The organism is Cupriavidus sp. Met-2 (assembly GCF_049843575.1).
Taxonomy (GTDB): domain Bacteria; phylum Pseudomonadota; class Gammaproteobacteria; order Burkholderiales; family Burkholderiaceae; genus Cupriavidus; species Cupriavidus metallidurans.
Genome location: NZ_JBBHZL010000004.1, coordinates 88,388 through 107,289 on the forward strand (window position 1 = coordinate 88,388; position 18,902 = coordinate 107,289).

The 18,902-nt window shown below is 63.0% G+C and carries 19 protein-coding genes; 9 read left to right on the forward strand and 10 right to left on the reverse strand.

Going from position 1 to position 18,902, the window contains the following annotated elements; all coding sequences use genetic code 11:
* From gltA to sdhC, 6 genes are all read right to left on the reverse strand, one after another.
* Window positions 1–1,302, reverse strand: a complete 1,302-nt coding sequence (gene gltA, locus WD006_RS10940) for a citrate synthase (protein ID WP_008649364.1) — start codon at window positions 1,300–1,302, stop codon at window positions 1–3.
* 42 nt (window positions 1,303–1,344) lie between these two features.
* The gene (locus WD006_RS10945) at window positions 1,345–1,626 is read right to left on the reverse strand and encodes a succinate dehydrogenase assembly factor 2 (RefSeq protein WP_080710369.1); all 282 of its coding nucleotides are present in this window, start codon (window positions 1,624–1,626) and stop codon (window positions 1,345–1,347) included.
* 134 nt (window positions 1,627–1,760) lie between these two features.
* Window positions 1,761–2,462 carry a succinate dehydrogenase iron-sulfur subunit gene (locus WD006_RS10950; RefSeq protein WP_008649360.1) on the reverse strand — a complete coding sequence of 234 codons (702 nt, stop codon included), beginning with the start codon at window positions 2,460–2,462 and terminating at the stop codon, window positions 1,761–1,763.
* A gap of 34 nt (window positions 2,463–2,496) precedes the next feature.
* A complete protein-coding gene (gene sdhA, locus WD006_RS10955) occupies window positions 2,497–4,275 on the reverse strand; it encodes a succinate dehydrogenase flavoprotein subunit (protein ID WP_011517068.1) in 1,779 nt (592 codons plus the stop codon).
* Window positions 4,276–4,278: 3 nt separating this feature from the next.
* Window positions 4,279–4,644: a succinate dehydrogenase, hydrophobic membrane anchor protein gene (gene sdhD, locus WD006_RS10960; protein ID WP_008649354.1), complete on the reverse strand. Its 366-nt coding sequence runs from the start codon at window positions 4,642–4,644 to the stop codon at window positions 4,279–4,281.
* 11 nt (window positions 4,645–4,655) lie between these two features.
* Window positions 4,656–5,066, reverse strand: coding sequence for a succinate dehydrogenase, cytochrome b556 subunit (gene sdhC / locus WD006_RS10965; RefSeq protein WP_008649352.1), 411 nt, complete (start codon window positions 5,064–5,066; stop codon window positions 4,656–4,658).
* A gap of 17 nt (window positions 5,067–5,083) precedes the next feature.
* Here sdhC and WD006_RS10970 point away from each other — a divergent pair, with 17 nt between their 5' ends.
* On the forward strand, window positions 5,084–5,374 hold the full coding sequence (locus WD006_RS10970) for a hypothetical protein (RefSeq protein WP_141192879.1): 291 nt from the start codon (window positions 5,084–5,086) through the stop codon (window positions 5,372–5,374).
* A gap of 65 nt (window positions 5,375–5,439) precedes the next feature.
* Here WD006_RS10970 and WD006_RS10975 read toward each other — a convergent pair whose 3' ends face one another.
* Window positions 5,440–6,294 (reverse strand): GntR family transcriptional regulator, encoded by an 855-nt coding sequence (locus WD006_RS10975; RefSeq protein WP_029307378.1) that lies wholly within the window; start codon window positions 6,292–6,294, stop codon window positions 5,440–5,442.
* 391 nt (window positions 6,295–6,685) lie between these two features.
* Here WD006_RS10975 and WD006_RS10980 point away from each other — a divergent pair, with 391 nt between their 5' ends.
* The 6 genes from WD006_RS10980 (at window position 6,686) to WD006_RS11005 (ending at window position 14,067) form a co-directional block, all read left to right on the forward strand.
* The gene (locus WD006_RS10980; protein WP_008649349.1) at window positions 6,686–7,669 is read left to right on the forward strand and encodes a malate dehydrogenase; all 984 of its coding nucleotides are present in this window, start codon (window positions 6,686–6,688) and stop codon (window positions 7,667–7,669) included.
* 134 nt (window positions 7,670–7,803) lie between these two features.
* Window positions 7,804–8,784, forward strand: a complete 981-nt coding sequence (locus WD006_RS10985; protein WP_011517069.1) for an HpcH/HpaI aldolase/citrate lyase family protein — start codon at window positions 7,804–7,806, stop codon at window positions 8,782–8,784.
* Window positions 8,785–9,008: 224 nt separating this feature from the next.
* On the forward strand, window positions 9,009–9,560 hold the full coding sequence (locus tag WD006_RS10990; RefSeq protein WP_011517070.1) for a hypothetical protein: 552 nt from the start codon (window positions 9,009–9,011) through the stop codon (window positions 9,558–9,560).
* Between the two features lie 188 nt (window positions 9,561–9,748).
* A complete protein-coding gene (gene acnA, locus WD006_RS10995; RefSeq protein ID WP_029307377.1) occupies window positions 9,749–12,454 on the forward strand; it encodes an aconitate hydratase AcnA in 2,706 nt (901 codons plus the stop codon).
* A gap of 171 nt (window positions 12,455–12,625) precedes the next feature.
* Window positions 12,626–12,760 carry a hypothetical protein gene (locus WD006_RS11000; RefSeq protein WP_008649342.1) on the forward strand — a complete coding sequence of 45 codons (135 nt, stop codon included), beginning with the start codon at window positions 12,626–12,628 and terminating at the stop codon, window positions 12,758–12,760.
* A gap of 104 nt (window positions 12,761–12,864) precedes the next feature.
* Window positions 12,865–14,067 (forward strand): DUF2863 family protein, encoded by a 1,203-nt coding sequence (locus WD006_RS11005; protein WP_029307376.1) that lies wholly within the window; start codon window positions 12,865–12,867, stop codon window positions 14,065–14,067.
* A 61-nt stretch (window positions 14,068–14,128) separates the two neighbouring features.
* Here WD006_RS11005 and trmB read toward each other — a convergent pair whose 3' ends face one another.
* Complete coding sequence (gene trmB / locus WD006_RS11010; RefSeq protein WP_029307375.1) at window positions 14,129–14,794, reverse strand: tRNA (guanine(46)-N(7))-methyltransferase TrmB; 666 nt, start codon at window positions 14,792–14,794, stop codon at window positions 14,129–14,131.
* A 78-nt stretch (window positions 14,795–14,872) separates the two neighbouring features.
* Here trmB and WD006_RS11015 point away from each other — a divergent pair, with 78 nt between their 5' ends.
* The gene (locus WD006_RS11015; RefSeq protein ID WP_017511415.1) at window positions 14,873–16,459 is read left to right on the forward strand and encodes an ABC transporter substrate-binding protein; all 1,587 of its coding nucleotides are present in this window, start codon (window positions 14,873–14,875) and stop codon (window positions 16,457–16,459) included.
* 53 nt (window positions 16,460–16,512) lie between these two features.
* Here the strand turns inward: WD006_RS11015 and WD006_RS11020 are convergent, their stop codons facing one another.
* Both WD006_RS11020 and WD006_RS11025 read right to left on the reverse strand, forming a co-directional pair.
* Window positions 16,513–17,412: a spermidine synthase gene (locus tag WD006_RS11020; protein WP_029307373.1), complete on the reverse strand. Its 900-nt coding sequence runs from the start codon at window positions 17,410–17,412 to the stop codon at window positions 16,513–16,515.
* A gap of 29 nt (window positions 17,413–17,441) precedes the next feature.
* Window positions 17,442–18,203, reverse strand: coding sequence for a tetratricopeptide repeat protein (locus WD006_RS11025; RefSeq protein WP_011517075.1), 762 nt, complete (start codon window positions 18,201–18,203; stop codon window positions 17,442–17,444).
* A 155-nt stretch (window positions 18,204–18,358) separates the two neighbouring features.
* Between WD006_RS11025 and WD006_RS11030 the strand changes: the two genes are divergently transcribed.
* Window positions 18,359–18,841 (forward strand): hypothetical protein, encoded by a 483-nt coding sequence (locus WD006_RS11030; RefSeq protein WP_011517077.1) that lies wholly within the window; start codon window positions 18,359–18,361, stop codon window positions 18,839–18,841.
* Window positions 18,842–18,902 lie beyond the last annotated feature (61 nt).

The following is an 18,902-nucleotide window of genomic DNA, read 5'->3' on the forward strand; positions in this document are numbered from 1 at the left end:
TCAGCGCTTGGCCAGATCCGGCACTTCGCGTGCGGCGGCGCCGTTGAACAGCTGGCGCGGACGACCGATCTTGTATTCCGGATCGGTGATCATCTCTTCCCACTGCGAGATCCAGCCCGGCGTGCGTGCCAGGGCGAAGATGCAGGTGAACAGCGAGGTCGGGATGCCCAGCGCGCGCTGCACGATACCCGAGTAGAAGTCCACGTTCGGGTACAGCTTGCGGCTGACGAAGTACTCGTCTTCCAGCGCGATCTTCTCGAGCTCCATGGCCAGCTTGAACAGCGGGTCGTTGTGCAGACCCAGTTCGTTCAGCACTTCATAGCAGGTCTCGCGCATCAGCTTGGCGCGCGGGTCGTAGTTCTTGTACACGCGGTGGCCAAAGCCCATCAGGCGCACGCCCGAGTTCTTGTCCTTGACCTGCTTGATGAACTCGCCAATGTTGTCGACGCTGCCGATTTCTTCCAGCATCTTCAGCGCGGCTTCGTTCGCGCCGCCGTGAGCCGGACCCCACAGGCAGGCCACGCCAGCGGCGATGGCTGCGAACGGGTTCGTGCCCGACGAACCGGCCAGACGCACGGTCGAGGTCGACGCGTTCTGCTCGTGGTCGGCGTGCAGGATGAAGATGCGGTCCAGCGCGCGCTCGAGCACCGGGTTCACGGTGTACGGGGCGCACGGCGTGGCGAACATCATGCGCATGAAGTTGCCCGAGTAGGACAGGTCGTTCTGCGGGTAGATGTACGGCTGACCCATGGTGTACTTGTACGCCATGGCGACCAGGGTCGGCATCTTGGCGATCAGGCGGATGGCCGAGATCTCGCGCTGATGCGGATCATCGATGTCCATCGCGTCGTGGTAGAACGCGCTCATCGCGCCAACCAGGCCCGTCAGGACGGCCATCGGGTGCGCGTCACGGCGGAAGCCGCGCAGGAAGAACTGGAGCTGCTCGTGGACCATCGTGTGGTTCATCACCGAGTTCACGAACTCTTCCTTCTGCTTGGCGTTCGGCAGCTCGCCCTTCAGCAGCAGGTAGCAGGTCTCGAGGTGATCGCACTTCTGTGCCAGTTGCTCGATCGGGTAGCCACGGTACAGCAGTTCGCCCTTGTCACCGTCAATGTAGGTGATCTTGGAGTTGCACGAAGCGGTCGACATGAACCCCGGGTCATAGGTGAACTTGCCGGTTTGTCCGTACAGCTTGCGAATGTCGATCACATCCGGGCCAACGGTGCCCTTGTAGATCGGCAGCTCAACGCTGGGGGAACCATCGGAAAACGATAGCGTGGCTTTCACATCGGACGGCGTCATGTCGGTTCCTTCAAATACTGTGAATAATAGTGTTGACCAAACTCAGACCGAACGCAGCAGGCTTATAAGCCGTTGCATCGGGGGCGTGTCGAGCTCACCGTCCAGCTCCTTGCGGGCAAGCAGCAGGTCCATCAACTCGTTGTCGCTAAGCTCGAACAGATCGCTCAGCGATGCCACGTCCTCGTCGGACAGGCTCTCCTCGTAACGGTTGAAAAAACGTTCGACGATGATGTCGTTCTCCAGAAGGCCGCGGCGGGCGCGCCAGCGTAGACGGGCACGTTTGTGCGGATCGGCCTGATGGGAGAAAGTGGTGGAAAGACTCATGGTCAGCCTTCTTGCGACCGGCGCGCCACCCGATTGATACCGCATCGGGCTGACGCGCCGCTTACTTCAACTACAGACTGTCTGTGTTCGTACGGATTCCGCCCGGTACGCACAAGGCAGTTTATACCGGCAGATTAAACAGCGCGGCGAACCATCAATTCCTTGATCTTGCCAATCGCCTTCGTCGGGTTGAGGCCCTTCGGGCACACATCGACGCAGTTCATGATGCTATGGCAACGGAACAGACGGTACGGGTCGTTCAGGTTGTCCAGCCGCTCGCTGGTGGCCTGGTCACGGCTGTCCGCGATAAAGCGGTAGGCCTGCAGCAGACCGGCCGGGCCAACGAACTTGTCCGGGTTCCACCAGAACGACGGGCACGACGTCGAGCAGCTTGCGCACAAGATGCACTCGTACAGGCCGTCCAGCTCGTCACGTTCCTGCGGCGATTGCAGACGCTCCTTCTCGGGCGGCGGCTCGTCGTTGATCAGGAACGGCTTGATCGAGTTGTACTGCTTGAAGAAGTTCGTCATGTCGACGATCAGGTCGCGCACCACGGGCAGGCCGGGCAGCGGACGCAGCACGATGCGGTCCGGCAGTTCGCGCATGTTCGTCAGACAGGCCAGGCCGTTCTTGCCGTTGATGTTCATCGCGTCCGAACCGCACACGCCTTCACGGCACGAGCGACGGAACGAGATCGTCTCATCGAGCTTCTTCAGCTTGACCAGCGCATCCAGCAGCATGCGCTCGTGACCGTCGAGTTCCACCTCGTAGGTCTGCATGCGGGGCGCGGCGTCCTTGTCCGGATCGTAGCGGTAGACTTCGAAAATACGCTTCATTTCTGTGGGTCCTGTTTTCTCTACGACGCGGGTATCAGAACGTACGGGCCTTCGGCGGAACTGATTCCACCGTCAGCGGTTGCATCTTCACCGGCTTGTAGTCGAGGCGGTTGCCTTCGCTGTAGAACAGCGTGTGCTTGAGCCAGTTCTCGTCGTCGCGATTCGGGAAGTCGCTATGGGCATGGGCGCCACGCGATTCCTTGCGGGCTGCGGCCGAGATCATCGTTGCCTTGGCCACTTCCACCAGGTTCGACACTTCCAGGGCTTCCACCAGTGCGGTGTTGAAGACCTTCGACTTGTCCTTCAGGTGGATGTTGTTGGCGCGCTCGGCCACTTCCAGGATGCGCTCGACGCCTTCGTCCATCAGCTTCTGCGTACGGAACACGCCGGCGTGCGATTGCATGTTGCGGCGGATATCGTTGGCCACGTCCTGGGTGTATTCACCCGAGGTCGTGCCCTGCAGCTTGGCCAGACGGGCCATGGCTCGGTCGGCGGCATCTGCCGGCAGCGGCTTGTGTTCCTTCTGCTTCATCGCGTTGGCGACGATGTGGTTACCGGCCGCACGGCCGAACACCACGAGGTCGAGCAGCGAGTTCGTGCCCAGGCGGTTGGCGCCGTGCACCGACACGCATGAGCATTCGCCGATGGCGTAGAAGCCGTTGACCACTTCGTTCGGGTTGCCGTTCTTCGGCACCACGACCTGACCGTGGAAGTTCGTCGGAATGCCACCCATCTGGTAGTGGATGGTCGGCACCACGGGGATCGGTTCCTTGATCGCGTCGACGTTGGCGAACTTCATGCCGATTTCGCGGATCGACGGCAGACGCTTCATGATCGTCTCGGCGCCGACGTGCGTCAGGTCGAGCAACACGTAGTCGCCATTCGGACCGCAGCCGCGGCCTTCCTTGATTTCCTGGTCCATCGAACGCGACACGAAGTCACGCGGAGCCAGATCCTTCAGCGTCGGGGCATAGCGCTCCATGAAGCGCTCGCCATCCTTGTTACGCAGGATACCGCCCTCGCCGCGCACGCCTTCCGTGATCAGCACGCCCGCGCCGGCCACGCCGGTCGGGTGGAACTGCCAGAACTCCATGTCTTCCAGCGGGACGCCGGCACGTGCCGCCATGCCCAGGCCATCACCGGTGTTGATGAAGGCATTGGTGGAAGCCGCGTAGATACGGCCGGCACCGCCGGTCGCGAACAGCGTGGTCTTGGCTTCGAGGATATAGACTTCGCCGGTTTCCATTTCCAGCGCGGTCACGCCCAGCACGTCGCCGTCCTCGTCGCGGATCAGATCCAGCGCCATCCATTCGACGAAGAAGTGGGTCTTGGCGCGAACGTTGCGCTGGTACAGCGTGTGCAGCAGCGCGTGACCGGTACGGTCAGCGGCCGCGCAAGCGCGTTGCACCGGCTTTTCGCCGTAGTTGGCGGTGTGGCCGCCGAACGGACGCTGGTAAATCGTGCCATCGGCGTTACGGTCGAACGGCATGCCGAAGTGTTCGAGTTCGTACACGACCTTCGGTGCTTCACGGCACATGAACTCGATGGCATCCTGGTCACCCAGCCAGTCCGAGCCCTTGATGGTGTCGTAGAAGTGATAGTGCCAGTTGTCTTCGCTCATGTTGCCGAGCGAAGCACCGATACCGCCCTGCGCCGCCACGGTGTGCGAGCGCGTCGGGAAAACCTTCGACAGCACGGCCACGTTCAGGCCGGCTTCCGCGAGCTGGAGGGATGCGCGCATCCCGGCGCCGCCCGCCCCGACGATGACCACGTCAAATTTGCGACGCGGCAATCCAGTCTTGACTGCGACCATTTATTACACCCTCCAGAGAATCTGAGCAGCGTAGCCCGCGCAACCGACGAGCCACAGAATCGTTAGAACTTGCAGCACGAGGCGCACGGCCATCGGCTTCACGTAGTCCATCCAGATATCGCGCACGCCGATCCACGCATGGAACAGCAGGGACAGGATGGTCAGGAACGTCAGGATCTTCATCCACTGATTGGCGAAGAGACCCGACCAGCCTTCGTACGAAGGGTTGCCGAAGGCGAGATACACGGCGGCGAGCACCACGGTGAACACCACCATGATGACCGCGGTAACGCGTTGCGCGAGCCAGTCTTTCAGACCGTAGTGCGCACCGACAACCAGACGCTTGGGACCGATATTATTGTTTGCCACCTTGATTCTCCTCAGAACAGACCGAACAGCTTCAGACCGAAGATCAGGGTGAGCAGCAGGCTGACCACCAGCACCGTGACAGCCGACTTGGCCGAGGCAGGCTTGGTTACGCCAACGTGCACATCGAGCAGCAGGAATCGGATGCCGGCACAGAAGTGATGCAGGTAACCCCAGATCAGGGCCAGGATCACAACTTTGATAAAGCCGTTGGACAGCAGGGCCGAGAACTTGGCGAAGCTCAGTTCGGAGGTGACGCTCTGCTCAAACAGGTACAGAACGAAAGGAAGGAGGAGGAACATCATTGCGCCGCTTACGCGATGCAGGATGGATACCTTGCCGGCCCAGGGCAACCGGTAGCGCGAGATTTGCGCGATACCGATGTTCCGGAACTCCGGCCTGGCTTGTTTGACGGCTTCAGCCATGCGAGACCCCATTTGCGGTGAAAAGAAAACAGCAAAAGTACGACACTGCCATTGCTCCCGATTGCATTGGCGCGCCACAGCGGGTACCGTGGCTGCACCGGATTGCATCAAGCGTGTGGGTGACACTGGATGCAAATGAATGCAGTGGAGCAAATCCAGATGATTTTAGCGCCTTTGTTGCGCGGCGCACCAATAATTTTCGCCTATCGCGCACCAACACGGCGTGCCCGACAATCGCACGCGACAGTGTTTGTACCGTTTCAGGCGGGAAAAATCTGGCCATTCCATTCACGCTCGACAATGGTTGAAGCAGGTCCCATACACGCGCCACAATAATCGACGCCCTGGACCGCTCTCCCATCGCCATCGCGCATTAACTCAAGTCGTTTTGGTAATAGTGCCGCGTCGTGACATACAGACCGCGGCGGACTTCCACCGGGCGGTCACCATATGTGAATGAGACACGCTCCACCGATAGCAGCGGTGAGCCCGGTGCCACCGACAGCAATTCCGCCGCCGTATCATCGGCAACCACCGCACGGATCTTCTCCGTGGCGCGGATCATCCGCGTACCGAACTCGCCCTCGAAGAGCGCGTACATCGGGCCCTTCCACTCGTTGAGCTTTTCGGCCGTCAGGCCCTTGAAGTTGGCGCCCAGCAGCCAGATCTCGTCCAGCACCGTGGCTTCATTCGAGAAAGTCAGCACGCGGCGGATCTGCACCACGCTATCGCCAGTGCGAATATCGAGCAGGCGGGCGATCTCGGCAGGCGCACGCAACCGCTTGCATTCGAGCACGCGGCTGGAGCCGTAATGGGGTTCGCCCTCGTCGGGTACCAGACGGAGGAAGCGGAATTTAACCACGTCCTCATAATGGGTAGTCACGAACGTGCCCTTGCCCTGACGACGCGCCACCAGATTCTCGGCGGCCAGTTCGTCGATGGCCTTGCGCACGGTGCCTTGGCTCACCTTGTAGCGGGCAGCCAGATCCATCTCGCTCGGAATCATTTCGCCCGGCTTCCACTCGCCCGTCTGCAGGCTTTGCATGATCAGGGCCTTGATCTGCTGGTAAAGTGGGCTGAAAGTCGGCGACGGCGCGGCCGTCGGGGGGGCGACTGCAGCGCCCGGCGCGTTCGTGGACGGCTGCGTCCCGGCGCCGCTTTGGGGGGCGCCCGATTCCGGCGCGCCATTGGCGGCGGCTGCGGGCAGGGACGTAGGCAGGGATGACATAGCCCGGATTCAACCACAAAAGCGAGAATCACGTCCAGCACGCTATGAAATGTCTTATGTCTTATATAAGACATATGAATTGACATCAATCAGGGCTCACCCTACACTCGCGCAGGTCCGTGCCGTTGCTCCCGAATACCCCTTTGCGGGATGCGACGCACCACTCAGCAGTAGTAGACTTACGCCTTGTCGCCCACGACGCCTGCACCTGGCCGGAAGCGCACTCTCGTTGCCCGGTCACGCGCGAATGCCCGCGGGTTCCGCGGCGGACGCCCGCCTGCCTTCGTGGCGACACGCGACCAGCACCCGGTGACGCGCCGGGCCGCTCCATACCCTGGAGACCCAAGCGCCACCGACCGGTTACCCCCTCTTTTCGTTTGGAGACTTACTCATGGCTAAAGCCCCAATGCGCGTCGCAGTCACCGGCGCCGCTGGCCAGATCGGCTATTCCCTGCTGTTCCGCATCGCCAATGGCGACATGCTCGGCAAAGACCAGCCGGTCATCCTCCAACTGCTCGATCTCCCGCAAGCCCAGGCCGCCGTCAAGGGCGTGGTGATGGAACTGGAAGACTGCGCGTTCCCGCTGCTGGCCGGCGTGGTCATTACCGACGACCCCAAGGTCGCCTTCAAGGATGCCGACGTTGCCCTGCTGGTGGGCGCGCGTCCGCGTAGCAAGGGCATGGAACGCAAGGACCTGCTCGAAGCCAACGCCCAGATCTTCACGGTGCAGGGCAAGGCCCTGGACGAAGTGGCCAGCCGCGACGTCAAGGTGCTGGTGGTCGGCAACCCGGCCAACACCAACGCCTACATCGCCATGAAGTCGGCGCCGAACCTGAAGCGCGAGAACTTCACCGCCATGCTGCGCCTGGACCACAACCGTGCCCTGTCGCAAATCGCCGCCAAGACTGGCAAGCCGGTGTCGTCGATCGAGAAGATGTTCGTCTGGGGCAACCACAGCCCGACGATGTACGCCGACTACCGCTATGCCACCGTCGACGGCAAGAGCGTCAAGGACATGATCAACGATCCGGTGTGGAACAACGACGTGTTCCTGCCGACCGTTGGCAAGCGCGGCGCCGCCATCATCGAGGCCCGTGGCCTGTCGTCGGCCGCTTCGGCTGCCAACGCCGCCATCGACCACGTGCACGACTGGGTGCTGGGCTCGAACGGCAAGGTCGTTACGATGGGCATCCCGTCGAACGGTGAATACGGTATTCCGAACGATGTGATGTTCGGCTACCCGGTCACCACGGCCAACGGCAAATACGAAATCGTCAAGGGTCTGGAAATTGACGCGTACAGCCAGGAGAAGATCAACATCACGCTCAAGGAACTGGAAGAAGAGCGTGCCGGCGTGCAACACCTGCTGGGCTGATCCTCCGCGAGCCAACCCGCTCATGAAAGACCGGGGTTCCGCATCGATTCTCGAAAATCGGCGCGGACCCCGGTTTTTCTTTTGGGCGCGTAAATCCCACTTTTGAATAACCCTACATTTTCTCCGTATTTAACGTGCATCCATCCGAGGTCTTGTTCCAGGGCGAAGCCATTCCGGTGCAACTGCCGGTATGTGACCACTATGCCGGTAGCGAAAAGCTCATGCGCAAATCGCTTGCCCTGCAGCAAGCGCTCGGGCCCGTGTTCGATATCACGTTCGACTGCGAGGACGGCGCGGCGGTCGGGCTCGAACGCGAGCACGCCACGCTGTGCGCGCAACTGATCAACAGCGCCGAAAATGCGCACAACCGTGTGGGCGTGCGCATCCACGATCCGGCGCACCCGTGCTGGCGCGAAGACGTCGACATCCTGGTGAGGACCGCCGGGGCCCGACTGGCCTATGTCGTGGTCCCGAAAGTAACCGACGTGGTGGAAGTGGCCCGTGTGACCGATCACGTGAACCAGGTAGCGCGCGCGTCCGGCATCGCCCGCCACATCCCAATACACGTGCTGATTGAGACACATTCGGCGCTCGAGCAAGTCTTCGACATCGCCTCGCTCGTGCAGGTGGAGTGCCTGAGCTTCGGGCTGATGGATTTTGTCTCGGCGCACCACGGCGCGATTCCGGGCGAGGCCATGCGCTCGCCCGAACAGTTCGAGCATCCGCTGATCCGCCGGGCCATGCTCGAGATTTCGGCAGCCTGCCACCGCCATGGCAAAGTACCGTCACACAATGTCAGCACCGATGTGCAGAACCCCCAACGCTCGGGCGACGACGCATACCGGGCGCGCGCCGAGTTCGGCTATCTGCGTAAATGGAGCATCCATCCGGGCCAGATCGAGCCGATTGTGTCGGCCTTCCGCCCCGGGGACAGCGAAATCGGCGCAGCAAGCCAGATCCTGCTTGCGGCGCACGAGAACAACTGGGCGCCGATCCGCCACGACGGCCAGCTCCATGATCGCGCAAGCTATCGCTATTACTGGTCGCTGCTGCAGCGTGCCCATGCCACCGGCACGAAACTGCCCTCGCCGGTGACGGAGTTGTTCTTCGACTGACACCAGTCCGAAGCACGCGGACTGCTCATTTTTACCTTGAAGTGGCCGATGACAAACCGTCCGCGAACAATTGTGTAACCAATGACTGACGGGCTTCGCCCCGTGGGGCAAATCGTAGAGAATAGCGGCGGAAAGTTGTAGCCGGAGCGCCCCCCGGTGCTCCCCAGCGGACCGTACGACAAATAGCCGCTTTTGATTATTCAGAAAACCGGAAGGAAGACACAATGAAACACATCGTGCTGGCCGCCTGCCTTGGCGCCCTGACCCTGACATCCGCCGGCGCCGCGCTGGCCCAGGAACCGGCCAAGAAGCCGGCCGCTACCAAGAAGACGGCCTCGAAGAAGACCACCAAGAAGACCGAGGCAGCCGCCCCGGTTGAAGCTCCGGCCGGCGAAAAGTGGCAATGCGAACTGGGCCATGCGCTCTACATCACCGGCAACATGCAGCGTGACGAGGTGATCGGCGTGAACTGGGAAGGCAAGGTCTACCGCCTGCCGCGCCAGAACACCGTGACCGGCGCCGACCGCTACTTCGACCAGCGCACCGGCATGGACCTGGTAGTGATCCCGAGCAAGGCCATGCTGTTCAACCGGAACCTCGGTCAGCGTCTGGCGGACGAATGCCAGACGGCAGACATGCAGGCCGGCGGCTCCGCGCCGACCGTTGCCGGCGCACTGCGCGCCCCGGTGACCACGCCGCTGCTGGTGGCTCCGTCGCAACCGGCCCAGCCGGCAGATGCGCAACCCGCATCCGCACAATCCGCACCGAAGCAATAATTCCGCAGTAAAGTCCTGTTTTACCTTTGCCTGACCCGCTCGGGGTCAGGCCGAGTCGTGGTAACGGTGCGCGTCCGGTCCCGCCGGCCGCGCCGCTTGCATGGCGGCGGAACCCAATCGCGCACCGGGGTCTTAAGAATAAGAATGTTCAAAAGCGTCCCGCGTCACCCTTCGATTGGAGTCAGGCAATGCCCCACAATCTCAATAACACCCTGAAAGAATTCAAGCTCGGCACTGGCGGCCGCGGTCAGTACTATTCCCTGCCCCAGCTGGGCAAGGCCCTGGGCGTGAAGATCGAACGCCTGCCGGTGTCGATTCGTGTGGTCCTGGAATCCGTGCTGCGCAACTGCGACGGCAAGAAGGTGACCGAGGAACACGTCCGCCAACTGGCTAACTGGAAGCCGAACGCCGAGCGCGTGGATGAAATCCCGTTCGTCGTGGCCCGCGTGGTGCTGCAGGACTTCACGGGCGTGCCGCTGCTGGCCGACCTGGCTGCCATGCGCAACGTGGCCGAGAAGATGGGCAAGAACCCGAAGAAGATCGAGCCACTGGTTCCCGTGGACCTGGTGGTCGACCACTCGGTGCAGATCGACCACTTCCGCGAAAAGAACGCCCTGGACCTGAACATGCAACTGGAGTTCAAGCGCAATAACGAGCGCTACCAGTTCATGAAGTGGGGGATGCAGGCATTCGACACCTTTGGCGTGGTGCAGCCCGGCTTCGGCATCGTGCACCAGGTCAACCTGGAATACCTGGCGCGCGGCGTGCACAAGAAGGATGGCGTCTATTATCCGGACACCCTCGTCGGCACCGATTCCCACACCACGATGATCAACGGCATTGGCGTGGTCGGCTGGGGCGTGGGCGGTATCGAAGCCGAAGCCGGCATGCTGGGCCAGCCGGTCTACTTCCTGACCCCGGACGTGGTGGGCGTGGAACTGAAGGGCCGGTTGCGCGAAGGCGTGACCGCCACCGATCTGGTGCTGACCATCACCGAGATGCTGCGTCGCGAAAAGGTCGTCGGCAAGTTCGTGGAATTCTTCGGCGAAGGCACGGCCAGCCTGACCACGCCGGACCGCGCCACTATCGGCAACATGGCGCCCGAGTACGGCGCGACGATGGGCTTCTTCCCGGTCGACGAGAAGACGATCGACTATTTCCGTGGCACAGGCCGCACCGACGAGGAAATCGCCGCGTTCGAGGGCTACTTCCGCGCCCAGGGAATGTTCGGCGTTCCGCGCGCTGGCGAGATCGACTACAGCAAGACGTTGACGCTGGACCTGGGCACCGTGGCCCCGTCACTGGCCGGCCCGAAGCGCCCGCAGGACCGTATCGAGATCGGTCACGTCAAGGAAACGTTCAAGTCGCTGTTTGCCAAGCCAGTGGCCGAGAACGGCTTCAACAAGGACGTCGCCGACCTGGACCGCGAGTACACGAACGCCGACGGCGTGAAGGTGCACAACGGCGATGTGCTGATTGCCGCGATCACGTCGTGCACGAACACGTCGAACCCCAGCGTGCTGCTGGCCGCCGGCCTGCTGGCCAAGAAGGCCGTGGAAGCCGGCCTGAAGGTCGCGCCCCACATCAAGACGTCGCTGGCCCCTGGCAGCCGCGTGGTCACGGAATACCTGAAGGCCGCCGGCCTGCTGCCGTACCTGGACAAGCTCGGCTTCGGCGTCACCGCGTACGGCTGCACCACCTGTATCGGTAACGCCGGCGACCTGACCCAGGCGCTCAACGACACGATCGTGCAGAACGACATCGTGGCCGCCGCCGTGCTGTCGGGCAACCGCAACTTCGAAGCCCGGATCCACCCGAACATCCGCGCCAACTTCCTGGCATCGCCGCCGCTGGTGGTGGCTTACGCCATCGCCGGCAACGTCACGCGCGACCTGATGACCGAGCCGGTGGGCAAGGGCAAGGGTGGCAAGGACATCTGGCTGGGCGACATCTGGCCGACGTCGGAAGAAATCCATGCGCTGCTGAAGTACGCGATGGACGCCAAGACGTTCAAGGGCAACTACGAGCAGGTCAGGAAGCCGAGCAAGCTGTGGGCAGCGATCAAGGGCACGAAGGGCCAGGTCTACGACTGGCCGAAATCGACCTACATCGCCGAGCCGCCGTTCTTCCAGGACTTCGCGCTCGAGCCGAGCGGCGAGGCCGTGACCGTCCGTGGCGCCCGCGCCCTGGGTGTGTTCGGCGACTCCGTGACGACCGACCATATCTCCCCGGCCGGTTCGATCAAGGACACCTCCCCTGCCGGCAAGTACCTGCTGTCGCATGGCGTGCTCAAGGCCGACTTCAACAGCTACGGCTCGCGCCGCGGCAACCATGAGGTGATGATGCGCGGCACGTTCGCCAACGTGCGCATCAAGAACCTGATGATCCCGGCCAAGGCCGACGGCTCCCGCGTGGAAGGTGGCATCACGCTGCACCAGCCCACCGGTGAAGAATTGTCGATCTATGACGCCGCGATGATGTACATCGCCGAAGGCACGCCCACAGTGGTGTTCGGTGGCGAAGAGTACGGCACGGGCTCGTCGCGCGACTGGGCGGCCAAGGGCACCCAGCTGCTGGGCGTGAAGGCCGTGATCGCACGCAGCTTCGAGCGTATCCACCGTTCGAACCTGGTGGGCATGGGCGTGCTGCCGCTGCAGTTCAAGGGCAACGACAGCGTGCAGTCGCTCGGCATCGTCGGCAACGAAACCTTCGACGTGGAAGGCATCGAAGGCGACCTGAAGCCGCAGCAGGACGTGACGCTGGTTATCCACCGCGCCAACGGCGACACGCAACGCGTGCCGGTGCTGCTCCGCATCGACACGCCGATCGAGGTCGACTACTACAACCACGGCGGCATCCTGCCGTTCGTGCTGCGTCAACTGCTCGCCGCCTGATTCGCCAGCTGCTGACCGAAACCGCCGCCCCGGCTTGCAAAGCGGGGCGGCGGTTTTGTTTTTGCGGGTAATCCCCACCCCGTCGCGTAAGTTTTGCGCAAGCCTGCACTGCCAGACTCGCCCCACACGGATTCAGCGTGACTTATACCAAGACAAAGACGGAGACATCACATGGTGAAGATTCTGATCGCTTTTGTAGTCGTGGCGGGCGCCTGCCTGTACTTGCTGACCAAGGGCGGCGGCGAGGTTTCGATGGCTGGCGAGTCGCACAGCACCGAATCGCACGCACCGGCGGCTCAAAAGTAATCCAACAATTCAAACAACAGCCTGATTGAGGGTTCGCGAGGACTGCACCCGCCTGCGCAACGAGTAGAATACCGTTTTACGAAAAACGGACGTTCTCTACATATATGGCAGGTTTTCGCCCCAAGTCTTCCGCCAGACTCTCTCCTGACGCCGAACGGCTGGTGGCCGACGCGCTCGCCCTGGATGCATCGGGCAGCCGCATGGAGGACGGGTATTGGGAGCGTCGGCTGTCGCAGCGGCTCCATCGCCTGCTGAAAAACGGCAGCCAGACCGCGCTCGACGCCGCGCTCGAACACCTGTTCAAGCACAACGCCGATGCGTCCGACGTGCTGGCCGAACAGGCCGAAACCTTGGCCGAATCGGCCACTATCGAAGTCGACGGCGCCAAGCTGGATGTGCTGCTGATCGCGGCACCGATCCTGGCCCATACACGCTACGCAATTCCGTCGGGCGCGCTGAAGCCGGAACTGGCCCAGACGCTGGCCGTGCATCTGCAGGCGCATGTGCTGGCCACCGGCACCAAGGTGGCGCTGTCGCCGTACCTCTACAGCATCGACCAGCTGCCGCGCAGCCATAGCGACACCTTCGCGCTGACCCACAAGCTGGCTACTGCCGCACTGGCCGGGACCATGCCGAAGGTGGACCTGCGCGATCTGCCCGAAACCGCGCCGATCCTGGCCGACCCGCGCTACCTGCTGGCCGTGGTGGTGGCCCCGCACGAAGGTGCGCTGTTCCGCTGGCAAGAGGATGCCAAGGAGCACCACGCCGAGCGTTCGGTCTGCCTGGAACAGTGGCGCCAGCAGGTGCAGCCGACCGTCGCGCTCCTGCTGCCCGGCTGCGAGTTCGAACTGTTGCTGCCGGATGCCTTCTTCCTGTCGTGCCGCGAATCGGACAAGAGCATCCGTCCGCTGACCGTGCGCGCCGCCGTGAACTACCTGTGCGGCACGCTCGATGTGCCGGCCGGCCAACTGGCTGCCGTGGTGGCCGGGTTCGGCGAGGAAGTGGTTGAGGAATATCGCGTCGGCTTCACGATGCGTGGCGAGAAGGAAGTGATCTACGGCATCGTCTGGCCTGTCTATGGCCGCGAATCTGGCGAGGCCGATGCCGAGGAAAAGGGCAATCCGGTCGAGCAGATCTGCGAGGAGCTGCGCAACGCCGGTGTCGAGGACATCTTCCGCCATGCGGCGCTGTTCGATCCGGAATATTGCGAGGATTGCGGCACCCCGCTCTACGCGGACCGCTCCGGCGAAATCGTCCACGCGGAACTGCCCGAGGACGCGCCGACGCAACAGCCGCTGTTCCACTGACCGCGCAGTCCGAAAATGAAAAACCCGCCAGATCTGGCGGGTTTTTCATTTCATCCGACGCTCATCGAACGCTCACGCAGCGCCACAAGCCATGCCCTGACGCCGCGTACTTGCGCTCGAACGGCGTCATTGATGCCTCCGGCTGCCACGATTCGGTTTGCGTCGGACGCCCCACCATCGTCAGCGCGGCCGCGAACTCGTCGATGTAGATCTTCCAGTTGCTGCGGCATTCGAGATAGTCACCGCACGCCGCCAGTGCGGGAAATACGGCGTGTCCATGCCAGCGCCGGCTCAAATGGCCAATCTTGGGCCACGGGTTCGGATACAGCACATAGTGCCGCGTGACCCGCACACCCGTGCTCTGCACCAACCGCCAGAAATCGACCAGATCCGCGCGCGCCCAATGAAAGTTCTCGGGCAGGGGCCCATCCCACCAGTCCTTGCCGGCCGTCAGGCGCTTTTCCGATTGATCCACACCGATGACATAGTGATCCGGAAATGCCGTAGCGAGACGCAACGTGCTTTCCCCGACACCGCAGCCCGCATCGAGAATCAGCGGCGCGCTGCCCGCCCGCTGCCATGCGTCGATGGCCGCGTCGAACGCGTGCTGGCTCGGCGCGCCAATCGGCTTGCGGAATGGCTCGGCCAGATGACGCTCCACCAGCGTGGCCAGATGCTCATGGATATCGGACTGTGCCGACGAAATCGTGCGGGAATTGGCAAACATGGCCGCGATTGTACTGGGTCTGCAACGATGTATAGTTACCGGCACAATATGGCCGAACACCGTACGAGGAGCCCACCGATGATCCGCCGCACGCTGCTGCAAGCATCCCTTTCGATTGCGTTGAGCGCCACCGCGCTCACGCTGTTGCCCGCCCAGGCGGCTCATGCCGAAGACCTGCGCATCGGCCTGGCCGCCGACGTGACGTCCATGGACCCGCACTGGAACAACTCGGGCCCGAACAACGCCATCGCACTCCATATCTTCGAGTCGCTCGTGTTCATGGACAAGAACGCGCGCTACATTCCCGGCCTCGCGCTATCGTGGAAGCCGCTCAATGCGATCACGTGGGAGATCAAGCTTCGCCCGAACGTGAAATGGCATGACGGCTCGCCGTTCACGAGCGAGGACGTCAAGGCGTCACTGGAGCGCCCCGAAAAGCTGACCAACGCGCCGGGGTCGTTCACCAGCTACACCAAGCCGATCGCCCGCATCGACACGCCCGACCCGCTGACCGTGCGCCTGACCATGAGCGTGCCGAATTATGCGAACCTGGCCAATGATCTGAACAGCGTGCCGATCATGCCGAAGAAGATTGCCGCGAATCTGACCCAGGCCGATTTCGATTCGGGCAAGGCGATGATCGGCACGGGTCCGTTCAAGTTCGTGCGCTTCGCGCGCGGCCAGGAAATCGTGATGGCGAAGAATCCCGACTACTGGGGGCCAAAGCCCGAATGGGACCGCGCAATCTTCCGGATCCTCACCGACAACGGCGCGCGCTCGGCCGCCCTGCTTGCCGGCGATGTGGACGTGATCGAAAGCGTGCCATCCGCCGACGTGGCGAAGCTCAAGCAGAACCCGAAGTTCAAGATTGAGCAGACGGTGTCGTGGCGCACGATCTTCTGGCAGATGGACCAGTCACGCGACAACCCGCCGTTCGTCACGGACAAGGCAGGCAAGCCGCTCGGCAAGAATCCTTTCAAGGACGCGCGCGTGCGCGCGGCGATCAGCAAGGCCCTCAACCGCGACGCCATTGTCAGCCGCATCATGGAAGGCTTGGCGGTGCCGGCCTCGTCGATCGTCTCGCCGCAGATCTTCGGCCATCCTGGCACCAAGCCGGACGCCTATGACGTGGAAGGTGCGAAGAAGCTGCTGGCCGCCGCAGGCTATCCGGACGGCTTCGGCCTGACGCTGCACGCCACGAACAATCGCTATCTGAATGACGCCCAGGTGGCGCAGGCCACGGCCGGGATGCTGACGCGTATCGGCATCCAGACCAAGGTTGAGACGCTGCCCGTTGCCACGTACTTCACGCGCGCGCGCCAGGGGGACTTTGCATTCGAGATGCTAGGCTGGGGATCGGCCGCTGCCGACGTGGCGCTGCGCTCGATCACGGGCACCCCGAACCCGAAGACCGGCTACGGCACGTGGAACTGGGGCAAGTACAGCAATCCGCAGCTCGATCAGCTGATCGAGAAATCGCTGACGACGATCTCCAGCGACAAGGCCCGCGAGGAGAATGCCCGCGCGGCGGCCAAGTTCGCGCTGGCCGACCACGCGATCATCCCGTCGCACAGCCAGCTTGCAATGTGGGCGATGCGCAAGGGCCTGCGCTATGAGGCGCGCACCGACGAGTGGTCGCTGGCGCAGTTCTTCCATAAGGAATGATGCTGGCCTGGCTCCCCTCTCCCACCTGGTGGGAGAGGGGATAAAGCGCGACGTCAGATCGCCAGCCGCTCTTCCTGCCGCGCATTCGCCGCGCGCAGCTTCTTCACCCAGTCCTTCGCCGGCAGCTTCGTGGTGGACTCCACCACTTCCGCCCTCGCCTCCAGCGTTTCCCAAGACACGTCGATCGCCGGCCCGTTGAACGCCAGCGCGATGATGTTGCCGTCATGCACTTCGGGAAACACCAGCACGCGATTGTCGAACGCGTCGCAGATACGCACGATGTTCTTCGGGAAACTCTCGTGGTCTCCGAACAGGTTGATCGTCATCACGCCAGGCGCCTTGAGCACGCGACGGCAGGCACGATAGAACGCCGTGGTATCGAGGACCGGGCCACGCGCGGTGGCGTCGTACAGGTCGACCTGCAACGCGTCGATCGACGCTGTCTGCGCGCCATCCATCACGAAGTCCCATGCATCCTGCTCGCGCACGGACAGGCGCGCATCGTCCTCGCGCAGGCCGAACATGCTGCGGCCGGCCACGATCACGGCGGGATTCAACTCGACGGCCGTTACCTTCGCACGGGCGAATTGGCGATGGCAGAACTTGGTCAGCGCGGCGGCGCCCAGGCCCAGTTGCGCCACGTGGAAATCCGCAGCCGACGGCGACAGGAACAGCAGCCAGGCCATCATCTGCTGGGCGTACTCGAGTTCGATGGCATCGGGCTTGCGCAGGCGCATCGCGCCCTGCACCCACTCGGTGCCGAAATGGAGATAGCGCACGCCATCCATTTCCGAGAACGTCACCGGCGCGAAGCGCGGCGTCATGCGCTTCTCGCCGGCATTGTCGACATCGCCGGCGTCGCCGGACAGCTTCCTGCGCGAGGTTTCACGTTCGCCGCGCGCGGGGCGGCGCGAGGCCACGGCCTCGATAGATTTGCGTTTCAAAAGCGTCATGGAGGAATACAACGCGCTCAAGGCGCGGATCATTGGCCCAGCGCGACCTGCGCGCGCTGGAGCCATTCGCGATTGTGCTCGCGGGCGTGACGCGGCCAGTGGCGCGCGTCGTGAACAATTTCCGAGTACAGCGACTTGGCGCGCTCACGGTCGGCTGCATCACCCTGGCGGGAAAGCCAGTCGGCATACAGACAGCGCGGCGCGGCATCGCTGGCGCAGGTCAGCGAGCGCTCGAAGGCGTCGCGCGTGCCGGGCGCATCGAGCGCGGACAGCGCACGCGCGTAAAGCAATGCGGGTTCGGCCTGGTCCCGCGCCTGCGGATGCGCGGCAAACAGCTTCTCAAGCGTGGCCTGCGCATCGGCATGGCGGCCCGTGGCAACCTGGGCGCGCGCCAGCCCCTCAAGCAATGCCGGATCGGACGCAAACGGGCCGTTGGCCGCGGCCTGATAGTGCTCGAGCGCCTCGGCCGCGTTGCCCACTTCCAGCAAGGCAGCACCCAGGCGCATGCGGTGATCGACAGTCGGCGCCCGGTCGAATGCCTCGCGCGCTTCGCGTACGGCCCGGTTCGGATCGACGATCTGCTTGATCGCCCGCGACGCTGCCCGCGCCCCGCGCGAGTCGCGCAGGCTAGGCAAATAAACTGCGAAGAAATAGACGATGCTGCCCAGGCCCGGGAACAGGAATAGCAGCAGCAACCAGTACATGTTCTGGTGGGTGCGAACGGCGTGCACGGCGAAGAAAATCGCCACGATCACGTGCAGGCCGATGCCGCCGATACCGAGATTGGACATATCAAATCAATCCTGAAGAAGAACGACCAGAAGAATGCATGGCCGCGATTGTGACAGATGCCGAAGGAAGCCAGTAGGACAGCGGCGATGGCACTAAAGTTTTGCCAGCGCCGGCCGATCAACGGATTGGCTCTCTTCCGATCGGAAACCAGAACATGACGTCCATCACCAGCGTTACACCACAAGTCTTCACCGCCAGTGGCGCCGCAGTCACCACTTCGGCGTCGCAGGACGGCACGGACAGCACGGGCAAGGCCAGCGCACAGGATTCCAGCGCGTCGGCAAACGGCCGGGTAAACGGCGCCGCATTCAGCGGCAAGGCTGGCGGCGCCGGCGGCGCTGCGGCTGCCGGCGGCACGGACAGCTCCAGCAGCAGCGACACCGAATCGGCGGTCATCAAGGCGATCAAGCAGCAGATCGAAACGCTTCAGAAACTGCTGGCCACCCAGATGCAGCAACTCCAGGCCGCGCAGAACGCCAAGACCGACGAAAGGACCAAGGCGAGCACCGTCGCTACCCTGCAGGGCGCCGTGTCCTCCACCAACGCCGCGCTGTCGCAGGCGTACGCCAAGCTGGCCGAGGCCATGCAACAAGAGAGTGGCTCGAGCACCGGCGGTGTGGTCAATACGACGGCCTGAGGGGTTCTTGCGCCTTGGAAAGTTAGTTCGGCCGGCTGGACCGTTAAGGGCCAGCCAGGCC

What these genes read in the sequence shown, in the direction of transcription:
- gltA (WP_008649364.1), bottom strand. Translation starts at nt 1,302, where the DNA reads ATGACGCCGTCCGATGTGAAAGCCACGCTATCGTTTTCCGATGGTTCC.
- WD006_RS10945 (WP_080710369.1), bottom strand. Translation starts at nt 1,626, where the DNA reads ATGAGTCTTTCCACCACTTTCTCCCATCAGGCCGATCCGCACAAACGT.
- WD006_RS10950 (WP_008649360.1), bottom strand. Translation starts at nt 2,462, where the DNA reads ATGAAGCGTATTTTCGAAGTCTACCGCTACGATCCGGACAAGGACGCC.
- sdhA (WP_011517068.1), bottom strand. Translation starts at nt 4,275, where the DNA reads ATGGTCGCAGTCAAGACTGGATTGCCGCGTCGCAAATTTGACGTGGTC.
- sdhC (WP_008649352.1), bottom strand. Translation starts at nt 5,066, where the DNA reads ATGGCTGAAGCCGTCAAACAAGCCAGGCCGGAGTTCCGGAACATCGGT.
- WD006_RS10975 (WP_029307378.1), bottom strand. Translation starts at nt 6,294, where the DNA reads ATGTCATCCCTGCCTACGTCCCTGCCCGCAGCCGCCGCCAATGGCGCG.
- WD006_RS10980 (WP_008649349.1), top strand. Translation starts at nt 6,686, where the DNA reads ATGGCTAAAGCCCCAATGCGCGTCGCAGTCACCGGCGCCGCTGGCCAG.
- WD006_RS10990 (WP_011517070.1), top strand. Translation starts at nt 9,009, where the DNA reads ATGAAACACATCGTGCTGGCCGCCTGCCTTGGCGCCCTGACCCTGACA.
- acnA (WP_029307377.1), top strand. Translation starts at nt 9,749, where the DNA reads ATGCCCCACAATCTCAATAACACCCTGAAAGAATTCAAGCTCGGCACT.
- WD006_RS11000 (WP_008649342.1), top strand. Translation starts at nt 12,626, where the DNA reads ATGGTGAAGATTCTGATCGCTTTTGTAGTCGTGGCGGGCGCCTGCCTG.
- WD006_RS11005 (WP_029307376.1), top strand. Translation starts at nt 12,865, where the DNA reads ATGGCAGGTTTTCGCCCCAAGTCTTCCGCCAGACTCTCTCCTGACGCC.
- trmB (WP_029307375.1), bottom strand. Translation starts at nt 14,794, where the DNA reads ATGTTTGCCAATTCCCGCACGATTTCGTCGGCACAGTCCGATATCCAT.
- WD006_RS11015 (WP_017511415.1), top strand. Translation starts at nt 14,873, where the DNA reads ATGATCCGCCGCACGCTGCTGCAAGCATCCCTTTCGATTGCGTTGAGC.
- WD006_RS11020 (WP_029307373.1), bottom strand. Translation starts at nt 17,412, where the DNA reads ATGACGCTTTTGAAACGCAAATCTATCGAGGCCGTGGCCTCGCGCCGC.
- WD006_RS11025 (WP_011517075.1), bottom strand. Translation starts at nt 18,203, where the DNA reads ATGTCCAATCTCGGTATCGGCGGCATCGGCCTGCACGTGATCGTGGCG.
- WD006_RS11030 (WP_011517077.1), top strand. Translation starts at nt 18,359, where the DNA reads ATGACGTCCATCACCAGCGTTACACCACAAGTCTTCACCGCCAGTGGC.